The organism is Bacteroidota bacterium (assembly GCA_018831055.1).
GTDB lineage: Bacteria > Bacteroidota > Bacteroidia > Bacteroidales > B18-G4 > M55B132.
Genome location: JAHJRE010000119.1, coordinates 1 through 12,359, shown reverse-complemented (window position 1 = coordinate 12,359; position 12,359 = coordinate 1). Strand labels below are relative to the sequence as shown.

Annotated in this window: 7 protein-coding genes; all 7 read right to left on the bottom strand. The window is 46.7% G+C overall.

Going from position 1 to position 12,359, the window contains the following annotated elements; all coding sequences use genetic code 11:
• Positions 1 to 19: 19 nt before the first annotated feature.
• Positions 20 to 2,860 carry a DEAD/DEAH box helicase gene (locus KKA81_07455; GenBank protein MBU2650754.1) on the bottom strand — a complete coding sequence of 947 codons (2,841 nt, stop codon included), beginning with the start codon at positions 2,858 to 2,860 and terminating at the stop codon, positions 20 to 22.
• A 43-nt stretch (positions 2,861 to 2,903) separates the two neighbouring features.
• Positions 2,904 to 4,196, bottom strand: coding sequence for a hypothetical protein (locus KKA81_07450; protein ID MBU2650753.1), 1,293 nt, complete (start codon positions 4,194 to 4,196; stop codon positions 2,904 to 2,906).
• Between the two features lie 11 nt (positions 4,197 to 4,207).
• The gene (locus KKA81_07445) at positions 4,208 to 5,278 is read right to left on the bottom strand and encodes a hypothetical protein (protein MBU2650752.1); all 1,071 of its coding nucleotides are present in this window, start codon (positions 5,276 to 5,278) and stop codon (positions 4,208 to 4,210) included.
• Between the two features lie 15 nt (positions 5,279 to 5,293).
• Entirely contained in the window at positions 5,294 to 6,262 is a 969-nt protein-coding gene (locus tag KKA81_07440; GenBank protein MBU2650751.1) for a hypothetical protein, read from the bottom strand.
• Between the two features lie 166 nt (positions 6,263 to 6,428).
• Entirely contained in the window at positions 6,429 to 6,938 is a 510-nt protein-coding gene (locus KKA81_07435) for a hypothetical protein (protein ID MBU2650750.1), read from the bottom strand.
• A 20-nt stretch (positions 6,939 to 6,958) separates the two neighbouring features.
• Positions 6,959 to 8,638, bottom strand: a complete 1,680-nt coding sequence (locus tag KKA81_07430) for a hypothetical protein (GenBank protein MBU2650749.1) — start codon at positions 8,636 to 8,638, stop codon at positions 6,959 to 6,961.
• 505 nt (positions 8,639 to 9,143) lie between these two features.
• A partial coding sequence (locus KKA81_07425; protein ID MBU2650748.1) for a T9SS type A sorting domain-containing protein occupies positions 9,144 to 12,359 on the bottom strand: 3,216 nt, incomplete at its 5' end.

Below are 12,359 nucleotides of genomic sequence, written 5' to 3'. Positions count from 1 at the left end.
CAGTCCCCATGCCCCCAGATCACTCCCCAAACAGCCCCCTCACCTCCTCCTGCGTCAGGTCTTTCAATGGGTTGGTGGATGGAATGAACTTTTTATACAGGTTGCGCTTTTTTTCCTGGAGTTTGAGTATCTTTTCTTCAATGCTTCCCTGGGTGATAAATTTGTAGGCAATGACCGGCTTGTTTTGCCCGATGCGGTGGGCACGGTGTATGGCTTGCTGCTCGGAGGCGGGGTTCCACCAGGGGTCTAGTACCAGGACGTAGCCGGCTTCCGTTAGGTTCAACCCTACCCCGCCGGCTTTGAGGGATATCAGGAAGACCTGCCGTTCCGGATCCTTACGGAAGGTGTTGATAACTTCTTTCCTGTTACGTGTGCTCCCTGTGAGCAGGGCGAATTTTCTTCCGCTTTCTTCCAGCCAGCCGGCGACGATCATCAGGTGTTTGACAAAGGAGGAGAATACCAGCACCTTATGGTTCTCTTCCAGCAAGGTGTTAAGTGAGTGCCGTATCTCCTCCATCTTCCCGCTATCGCCATGATACTTAGGATCAACAAGTCGGGGATGGTTGGATATCTGCCGCATGCGTATCAATGCCCTCAGCACAGGAAGGGTGTTGTAATGGGTTTTCCCGGTTTCCATATTCTCCAGGATCTGCCGGCGTATGGTAGCCAGCTCGGTTTCATACACAATTCGGTGCTCTTCGGTCATGTCGCAATACAGTATCTTTTCGGTAAGCGGCGGCAGTTCGGGTTCAACTTCCTGCTTCCTGCGGCGGAGGATGAAAGGAGAAATGAGCTGACGGAGCTTGTCTCCTGCCTGTGCGCTTTGTTCCATGCGGTCAAGGAACTCCTCTTCGAAAAGTCTCCGGCTACCCAGCAACCCCGGATTCAGGAAGTTCATCTGCGACCAGAGGTCGTGCAGGGTATTCTCAACCGGTGTTCCCGTCAGCACCAGCCTGTGCCCCGACTGTAAGCGAAAGATGGCGCGCGACACCTTGGCATCGGGGTTTTTGATGGCCTGGCTCTCGTCCAGGATGATATAGTGAAAGGTATATTTTTCCAGGAAATCAATATCGTTTCGCACAGTTCCGTAGGTAGTCAAAATAACATCGAAGAGCGGGAAAGGCTCGCTTGTCTCAGGCCGCTGGCTTCCTGTGTGAATGAAAAAGGAAAGCCCCGGCGCGAACTTCTCCAGCTCATTCTTCCAGTTGTGAATTAGGGTTGCGGGCATGACAATAAGTGAGGCCTGTTTTTCCTGACTTCTGCGGCTGAGCAACAATGCTATTGCCTGAACGGTCTTGCCCAGCCCCATGTCATCCGCCAGGCATCCGCCGTAACCGTTGTGGTGCAGCCATTGCATCCAGCGCAATCCTTCTTCCTGGTAATGCCGGAGGACAGCCTGCAAGTCAGCCGGAATGTCTACAGTACCATATTCTTCCTGAATACCGATATTAACATCTATTCTCTTTCTTCCTGCATCGGGCAGGAGTCCCCTATGCCATCTTCTCACCCGCAGGCGGTTTTCATTGTCGGAGCCAAAGAGAAAGGCCTCACGGTATTCATGAAACCATTCTTCAGGAAGCAATACCAGCCTGTCGTCGGGTAGTTTATATGTTCTTATACCATTTAATATATGTTTCCTGAAACGGATGAAAGGGATTTCGAAGCCTTCCAGTCGAACGGTTCCATAAATGTCAAACCAGTCGGGACCGCTTTCCTCCCTCCACTCAAGTTCGAGCGGACCGGTATAAAATGCCGGAACGCCTTCCGGTATTGCAACACGGGCAGGAAAAGAGCTCAGCTTGTCGTGGTTATCAGAGGCCCATCGCACCAGGGGATAATAAATGGCTTCACCCTTTTCAAGCAGGGTTGGTAAACTCAATGTATTTTCGTTGATCCACTTAAGCCCAAGTTCTTCAAGCCTTGTGCGGCAATTTTCCTCCCAGGAAAAGTCACGGTGTATGCGGTAAAAGGAAACGCCTCCCTCCTCTTCTACCAGGTCAATGAACATCCGGAGAGTGTTTCCTGATAAAACCCTCTTACTGCCATACACAAACCATGCTGTGAAAACCGCATTGCCCTGCCAGTCGGTCTCCAGCGATAATTCCATGGCGGGAGCCGGATGCTGGTCGAGAATCTCAAAACCTTCGGCTTTTACATGCCCGGAACGGATATTTTTCAGGATGAATTTCTGAAAATACTTCTGTTCAGAGGATTTGGGGATCTCTAGGCTTTGCTTTTCCAGGAATGGCTTGAGTTTTATGCCGTCAAATCCTTCCGGAAAAGGATAAAGCCTGTTTCCTAGTTGCAGCCAGCATGGTGTATGAGAGATAATCGTTGCTCCTGCATTGAAAATGCCGAGTTTATTACCATCATGTTCTATTTCCAGGATGTAGGTGATCCCTTCCTCTTTTTTCCTGAAATTAAACCAGGGCGTAACTTCCCGGGAGTCAATACCAACCTGCATCTCTGCAAATAGCGAAACGGTGCTGCTTCCTGAATAAACCGGTATATCATGTTTACGGGCCAATAACAGCAACTGGTTGATCTTTTTATCCAGGAAGGGCCGGATAGTGTCCTGTAAAACCTTTTCATCAATTTCCCGCAGGAAATCGACAGCATTTTTGCTTCTGGAAAACCTTTTGGCAAGATGATTCTCGCTGATCTGTCCCGAAAGCTCCAATACCGCCGGCATCCATTCTGGCAGCTCATCCTGGAAATTTACTATGGTTTCCTCGCTCAATACGTTAACCGGAGTCAGGAAGACCGGATTGCTCCTTTCCACAATATACGGAATTACCATGTGGCCAAGCACCCGGTGACGTGTAAGAAGAAAAATAAAAGGTGTTTCCGGAGAAATCATCTTCGCTGCAAATCACTCTCAAAATAAAGGCAAAAATAAACTTTTACCAGGATGTAGTATAATCGTGACGGTAAATCCTGATCTTATCGCTTTTCCCTGTCTTTATTGATTTATAGAACAGGTAGCCATCAATGGTCCTGCCAGGATTGGATGCAGTAGAGATCTTTTCAGCCGGAAGTTCTTTGGGAATGACAAAGCGCAATTCATATTGCCCCTTGCCTTCATAAACTTCTTTCACGCTCACATCGGCCATTACCCCGAGGTCTTTCCATTCCAGGATGACCTGGGTTATGGCAACCGGACTGTCATACTTTGATTTCAGCGGGATCACGCAAACAGCGCCACTGACCTTTTCTCCATCCGCATTACCATCGATACGGAAATTTCCTGTGATGGAGATCTCCGCTTTTTCGCCGGCTACATCGAAATAAAACGATTTTTCCGGTTTCTGGCTGCTGAATGAATACACAACTTTAATATGATTTTCAGGATCCTCGTAACATTCGGCGTAATCATAAACAATCTCGCATACCAGCTCTCCCTGGGTTTTATTCAGGATACGGGCGCAGTTGGAGTTGACAACCGGTTTCCTGGCAAAAGTAATGGCTTTTGAACCTATTTTCAGGCTGTAGCGGACAATACCCAGCTCGCTGCCTGCATCGGCAATGTATACGGATGCAAGCAGGGATTTGCACTTTTCGATCCCCGTTAGACATTTGCTCTGCCTCTCATCAATGAAGATTTCAACAAGTTTTGATAAAATACTTTGTGATTCCTGGATCTCCTCTATGGAAGTGAAGGTTTCCAACTTATCGAGGGCATCCTGCATCTCTTCTGTCAGCATCCTGTCCTTTTCCTTGAAATCATTAACCAGATCATCGAGGTCGAATTGGCTGAAAGGATATTTTACGAAATACTCGTATTTGGTTTCTTTGGCTTTTTTATCGTAAAGCTTCTCCCAGTAAAACTCCTCTATCCGGGAGGCGGAGATACCCTGCAGATAATCCCTTTTTCCCGACTGGCTCTTTATCTCGTTGGTATAGCTTTGATAAAGCTCAGAAAATTTATTGGCAGATATTTCCTTGGTATAAAAGTCGGTGGATGACGAGATGTAATCCGCTACCGAAGTTACTATCTGATTCTTCACATCCAGCATGGCCTTATCCCTGGCCACATCAATACCGGGACCATTGCCGATCCCGATGATGTAGTTTTTTTCCAGTCCTCCTGTCCAGTCGGGCTTTTTCCCGCTACTTTCCGTTACTTTAAACTGGGCCTGGAGGGAAAAGGATGCAAGTATCAGGATGCAGGTAACAGGGATAATGATATTTCTCATGGCTTTCAGGATTAGTTGCCCAGGGGCAGGTTCTTAAATTTGAATGTATTCTTGAATATCCCGAACTTAATGAATTTCACCTCCTTCACCTTGGGGAACTGGCAGATCATTTCCGTGTTCACATCCGGGATGAGGGTAGCTTCCAGATTGTACTTATGTTGTTTTGAGCCAATGGTCATCAGCTCAATATTCACCTCTTCCCCCTTTTCATTGATCAGCATGGTGTAGTGGAGGTTATGGATCTCAAAATTGAAATCCTCCTCATTCTTGTTGATCAGCTCAAAATACAGGAAAGTCTTATCGCCTATTGTTTTTCCATTTTTATAACGCAGGAAAATATTATTTCCCAGTTCCACTGCTTGGTTGGAGGAATAAACGGGTTCCTGTTCATCGGTCTCGGCACCGGGTGAAACGGCAACATTTTGATCCGGCATGCTTTCCCCAATCTCTGCTGCCACGGCATTGGCTTTATCAAAGCATTCGCGGCTAACGGGCGGCACTGAATTTAACATGGCCAGGGCATCCTTGTAATTCCCCTGTGCAGCAAGGCTTCTGGCCCTGGAGATCACCAGGTCGCAATGAGTGTTGTAATACTCGATGATACCTTCTTTCCCTTTTTCCAGCATCACCTTAAATTTCCCGCTACGCACGTTGATCTGTTTAAAGGCTGCATTATAAGCGGCTGTTTCCGTCTTTCCCACGCCTTTCAGTGCTTCGGTAGTGCTGGCATACACATTGCCGGTATATTTATCAGCAAGGCTGAATACGACTTCAAGGTTGTAGGCACGCATCGGAGGTGTAGTGGCTGTTACTTCATCGCTTATGACCATCATTTCAGGGTACATGATGAACAGGGGTGCATCATCCATAGCGCTGAGGCCATTGAGACTAATGATCTGCCTCATTTTTCCGGTAAGTACGTCTTCCGAGCCTGCAGGCAGATTGGATTTTTCTGTCACCACTGGGGCAATGGCAATCCGGGAATAATCATCGCTTTCACCAAGGGTATTCTGAGCATAAACCTCTGAGTAAATTAATATTACAACGATTACCGGAAGGAAAACTAAAAGCTTTGTCTTCATGATTGTGTTTTTTAATTATTTTTCTCCCAGGATGAGCCAGGCTTCGCCCAGACCACGCTGGTAAAGTTTCGAATCTATGTTATAGGGGGCTCCGGATAGATATTTCGACAGGTTATTGGCAAACCGGCGGGTATCCATGGCTATTTCTCTTCCGTTGTATTCATACATCACTGGAATACGAACCTGTTCAAAACGCATCATGGTTTCGGTAGCATCTATGGTTGAAAACCGTCCGGAAACGGTATTATCGGCAAGCCAGTTCTCTATGTGGAAGCTTAGCATATCGGTAAGTCCGTCTACATCGTATTCCTGTTCCAGGTCAACATCGGCATTGTCCCAAACACGGATCACAAGAGTAACTTCCCTGCCATTGGCGAACATGTCATCAAAAAAGGTCATGAGTTGGGCGTTAAAGTTATCCATATGGCTCAGGACAGCCTCTTCGAGAAGCACATCCACTGTGGAAGCTGCGGATGGCTTACCGGCTCCGGCCGCTCCGGCAATCTGTTTGTTCGTGTATGCGTCCAAGCCTTTGAGAGTGAATGTGATATAGTTATTCGGGCCCTGACGCTTTTTAACAAAATCAAGATCCAGGATAATGTCGGCTTTGGCGGTCCTTTTAAGTATGTCGATGGGTGTTTCCATGACCGCGGCACCAGAACTTTTCGAAGAGAGCATGGATAATTCTGCGCTCTGCGAATCGATGCTTTTCAGTGTCTGTTCCAGGTCCTTCAACGGAAAGCCACGGTCGGACATGATAGTTCCCATTTTTATCATCACCAGCCGCAGGTCTTCATCCTGCTGTAAGGCTTTCTTGTAATCAGGAATGGTCTGGTCTACACCATTTGCATTAACAGTCAGGGTATACCCATGCTCCACACAGTAATTATCACTGGGTACAACCATAATAATGGGCTTCTTGGCCTGGGAAAACAGCAACAACGTTGCTAATACAAAGATTGAGGTTAGGAGGTGTTTTTTCATGAGAAGGAATATTTTATGGTTAGTTATGAGTTATGAGTTATGGGTTATGGGTTATGGGTTATGGGTTATGAGTGATGAGTGATAAGGTTTTGGTGAACTTATGTGACTTGTAACCTGCAACCAGCTCCCAGCCCCCAGTTCCCAGTCCCCAGCAACTTTCACCGGTTCAGAACCCTGCATCCATTTTCTTCGCTATTCCCTGTTCTTCAAGGTATTTACGAAGTGCATTGTAGTTAACTGAAGCGCTGAGACCTACTTTGTAACCTTTTTTCATTTTGATACGGTCGGAGCCTCCGGGGATGCCATCGGTGGTACTGTTGACGAAGCTCAGGTACATCCCTCCTGCCTTGAAGAATTCGTCGAAGAAATCCATATTCTTCTCATATCCGTCAACACCCAGGATGGCTGGGGTCTGGGCAGCGCCGTTGCCGGCGGGTATGCCTTTGAAAATAACAGCTGCAACGGCATTTTTCTTGGCTTCGAAGAGGGCATCATCGGGTTTTTTCCCATATCCCCATATTTTCAGAAGTTTGGTGCCATCCTGTCCAACTCCAAGACTTTGAACTTCATAATTATACTTACTGTCGTACATGGCTTTACGCTCTTTGCGGGACTGACCGGACATGAAAGCCGGTAAACCCAATGCCAAAAAAGTCAGGATAATGATCTTTTTCATATGCTATGCTGTTTTAAGTTTTAGAATTCGATTCTGATACCGGCCATAAAAGATAGTCCTTCCCTGTCGTGAAATTTATCCGTCCAGGTAAAGTCACGGGTAACACTTTCACTACCACTGACATCCCTTTTGGTGGTAACATCGCCAAAGGGGGCTGTGTAATTTACCTTCCCGATGAAAGACAGAAAATGTGTCACGCTGATCCCCAGCAAACCACCTGCTTTAATATAATTGGTGCGAATGGCCGAATATTCCTTGTTGCTGGTGGATTCCTGACCCCAGGCTGCATAGGGGATCAATTCAAATATCCTGGCAAAACGGATGCCCTTTCCAAGTCCAACGGAATAACGCAAGAAGGAATAATCATCCATCTTAGTTGTATCAATACTTTTATCCTCTATTTGTAAAAGGTTATACTCTCCTGTATCGAAACCACCATCTATCATCACATACAGCGAAGGAACACGTGTGAAGAATCCAGTCCTGATCCACAATCCGGCGGTTCCACCCCCAATATCCCCAATTTCATATCCTCCCACGAGGGAAATCCCGAAATCGTTGCGCTGCTGCATGAGCATACCTTGTCTGACAGTCCCGCCGTAAACCTGGTAGAACTTGCTTTCCCCGGACTTACCGGTAGCAACATTGCGGTTATCTGTGATCTTACCTGTCGCTCTGACAACAGCTTTGCGGTTTTCCCCGGCTGTGCCGGTTTTATCATCCCAAACAAACTCGTATACAAAATAACGCTGATCGGTTTTCAACCCTTCCTTTTTACCGATTTTTGCGCGGATGGGGTGGGTTCCTGAAACATCGGCCTTTACGCGGAATTCTTCCAGGTCTTTATCCACCGAGAACATAGCGTTATTATACATTTTTTCAACTACATCGTCAAAAAGTTGTGCAGAGGATTTAGGATGAGAAGTCAGCATCTTCAGTTCCATGGCAGTTGCCGACTGATCCATTTTGCTGTACACGTAATAAAAGTTGAAGTTGGTGGTGTCGAAGGAAGCTATTTTGCTCTTTTTTACTTCTTCAGGATCGTCATCGTATGGCCAGATCTCATAAAAACGCATTACTTCTTCATTGTCAAACTCAAGTTTATACAGGAAAAAGTCGTAGCTCGCATTCCATCCGTGTTTGTTTTCATCGTCGAAAGAGGCAAAGGTTTTAGGACACATAACCAGGAGATAGGTTTTGTTGATAAGATTTTGTCCGGCGTCTTTTAATAAGGCTTCTCCCCTTTTGGAGGCTTCAGACATAAGGACATCCTGGTCGGTGGCGTTATACATACCGCACTGGAAGACATAATCCAGATCGAACATGCCGTCACTTCCTCTCTTGAACCATTTAGCAACCATTTCACGGCCTATCCCTTTCTTTTTAAAATAATCCTGCAGGATAAGTTTCTTTTCCTCAATAGACTTGCTCTTGAAATCTGCGGGCATTTCTGCCTTCAGGCTGGAGAGGTTATGATTGAAATATTTATCGGAAAAATCAATTTTTTCCGCTGATTGTGCTGCATTGGAACTCAGGTTGTCGCCAGGACAGGTCGCTATGAAAAAAGTGAGTGAAGGCCTTGAATATTCGGCTGTAAGAGCTTGTGAGGGGTCCTGGGCAAACAGGGATACAGTGCTGAAAATCCCCAGTGTTAGCACCAGGGAAATGATGATTTGTTTGGGTGATAATAATGTTTTCATGGGTGCTGATCTATATTAATATCAAGATATTGATTTAATTAGAAGTATTGATTTCATAATGGTTCGCACCTATAAAAGTATAAAAAGAACGGGAATATCCTGAAAAAATCTTAATTTGTTTAAACACCTCTGGAAGTGAGAAGGTTATTAAGCATGATTGATAAGTATAATTATATTGTAACTCTCTGTTAACTGAATTTTATGGGTGGTCAATTGCTTTGTGCCGGATTATGGACTTTATCGTGCTGAGTTAGTTTTATTTCGCGCAGAGGCGCGGGGAGGAGAGTTTTTTTTCGCGCAAAGTCGCAGAGGCGCAAAGGCGCAGAGACGCGGGGAGGAGAGTTTTCTTTCGCGCAGAGGCGCAGAGAGAGGGATTTTCTTTCGCGCAGAGGCGCAGAGAGAGGGATTTTCTTTCGCGCAGAGGCGCGGGGAGGAGAGTTTTTTTTTCGCGCAAAGGCGCAGAGGTGCGGGGAGTTTTGGGCTAAATAATAAGGTGTTGTCCTTTTTATTTCATGAAGGCCTTTATGGTGATGTTTTCTTCCCCGTTTCTAAGATTGATCAGGTATAAGCCCGGGGTCAGGTTGAGATCATGAACCAGCAGGCCTTCTCCTGATAATCCGGATTTGTATATTCTACGACCGGTGAGGTCGGTGACTTCCAGGTTTGTTGTCCCGCCGGGATTCTGAATGTAAACCCGGTTTTCATAAACCCAGGCATGAATACGACCCGATGTCATTTCATCAACACCGACAGGGTTAATTCTCAGGATGAAACGGGTAGAGACATCACCATCTTCCGAAGAAAAATTATAACGTGGCTCCTGGCTTAGTTCCTGAATGGAACCCGTTTTGAGGTCGGTCAATACGACCTTACAGGCATCGAAGTTTTCTTCCAGGCGGATATAAAAATCCGAGGCATCATTTTTTACAAACCCAAAAGGCAGTTCGCTTATGGAAGATATGGCAGGAAACGTGCTGGTAGAAAGCATTTCCTCTCCTGCAACAGCATAAAACTGCGGGGCATAGCCCGGCAGGAAGCGTGAGTCGTAAAGGAAATCAAAGCCTGCAGTTGATTGTGGATCTATCTGAATAATACTTTCCTGGAATGAGCTTAAATCGGATTCGGCAGCCACAAGCCTGATCTTTGGATTCTCATTGCCGGATTTGTACCACTCCTGGGTGCTATGGGTACGTGAAGCGGACGGGATAGTAAGGCTGTTGACGGCATTGTTCACCTGTATCATGAAACCCTGGGCCATAGGGATGGTGCCGTTGGCATTGATATCGATATAGCTTTTCCCGCTTTCACTCCAAACCTTTGCTATTCCTGCTACATTGGTAAGTGACCAGTTTCCGTCGTTCCACTTCAGTGCGCTGGTGAATGGATTGCTGATCAGGTGCCAGCCTGAAACATCATACGTGAGGCCGGATAAACTGATGCCTGAAACATTCATGCTGCCGGTGAAGGCTTTGCCATCCTGAGTTTGTTCATAGGAGATAAGGTATCCTTGTCCGGGATTGAAGACAGATCCTCCGTTCCAGGCGCTAAAAGCGCCGTCTTTATAGTTCATCCAGTAATTTGTGGACTCATCCCAACCGTAAAAGTCGTAGCCATTGCCGGAGCCTTCCGTGGTAAAGGCGGATATCGCCTGAGATGCAACCGGAGCGCCTATCATGTGCCAGCCGGCATCCGTGCTGCCCCAGCCTCCGGTGACATATCTTTCCACCGTCCCGGAGATGGAAGCGGTGCTGTGAATAAGTGAACCTGTTCCTGTTGCATCGGATTCGATGACGATTCCACTGTTCCCGGTATAGTTTTTCAGGGTACCATTCACCGTAAGCTGCCCGGTTGGCGCTATGGTAACGCTGGCCCCGGAATAAACCGTAAGATCATCTATTTCCGCATGGTTTCCGGATATCACCGGGAAATTGCTTACACCGGTATAAGGTATCAGGACATTATCCCCTGGTGTGGGCAACTCACTGCCCGACCAGTTGCCGGTTGTAAACCAGTCGGTGCCGGTGGTTCCGGCCCAGGAGGCACCGGTGAAATCGGCTGTGATGGAAATATTATCAATGTCCCAATAATAGCCACTTGAAGCGGTATAATTCCATTTAAATCTTACTGATTGCTCACCGTCAACGGCCGAAATATGTTGACTAAAAGACGTTGGATTTGATAATGTGGAAGTCCATTGTTGTATTTGTGTCCAGGTAGACCCGTTATCAAGTGAGTAAGATAATGTAGCGCTTGAATTAACTAACTGTCTGAAATAGTGCGAAAAAGATAAAGTGACATTATCGAAATCCATAAAATCAAACATGGGGGATATCAGATCGGTGTTCATAGAATTAAGTCCACCTCCGTAAGCATTTGCATAATTGCCTGTAGACCCTGATAGACCACTCCAATGTGTTCCAAATTCCCAAACAAGCCCCCCTCCTTGATTATCTATGATTATCCAGCAGTCCGGGAGGTTTGTGGAAGCATTGAAATTCTCACTGAAAGGCATAGAAAAATCCCCACATAGCGTTGTAAATGAATCTTCATCTCCGTAAGAAGTTCCGGTACTGTTGGTTGCATAAGCACGCACATAATAGGTTGTATTGGCTGATAAACCGGTGATAGAGCTGCTGAAGCTTCCGGTTCCGCTTCCGTCGCTGGTCTTGCTATCGGAAATGGTCGGGTTTTGTGTTGTTGACCAACAAACACCGCGAGAGGTTACGGAAAAACCGCCATCGCTGACGATTGCTCCACCAGAAGTTGCGCTGGATGAAGTAATTCCCGAAACAGCGGTAGTACTCAGATCGGGCATACCGGTTGTGAAAGAATTCAGTGTACTGTTGGCCGTGCCGTCGTTGTTAGTGGCAATGAGGCGGTAAGTATAGGTTACTCCCGTGGTCAGACCGGTAAGGTTTTCAGAGACAGGGACATTGGATGACCCGGATCCGGCAGATTGTGAAGTGGTTGTGAGAGTGACACTCGTGCTGGTGTTTGTATACTCGAAGTAATAGGTTGTTGACAACCCACTGGGATTGATTTCCCCGCTTAATGTAACGCTTGTGGCGCCGACATTACTGTGTACGACCGAAGAAAGCTGCGGTGGTGTTCCGAAACCGAAGGAGGTAATTTTGGTTTTTCTTGAACCCGAACTGCCCGTATATTGCGTTGTAAACCAGAAAGTATTGTCATCGTCAGGATCTACCTGCATGAGTGCATAATCTCCCCAACGGTTATAAGAACTCTGGTAGGTTACTCCATCCTGGATATTTTCTTCCGTAATGTTCATCGCTCCGCTGGCTGCATTGTATTCATCGGCAGTTTGTCCTGTTATGCGTATACCGGGATAAATGCTCCCTGTAATGGAAAAGCCCAGTGCAATCTGATTGTTCCCGTTCAGCATGATACTTCCCATCCAGCGTGAATTACCATCAGAAGGCGCATAGGTTCCCTGCTGGCGTATGCTCCAGTCGGTCTCACCGTTGTTTTTTCTCAGTTCGTACCAGCGTATTCCGCCACGGGGAGTGTTGTCGACATCCACGGTGTGACAGGCAACGATGGTCTCGTAGGTGCCAAAATTGCGGTACTGGGGAATATTCATAATGACCTGGGGAACAGCATCCAGGCGCTGGGATGTGCCAGGTTGAATGATATCATTCCAGTTGCTTCCAAAATAGCTGTCGAAAGAAGCTACACTTATTTGCTGTACCCTGTCGAAGGT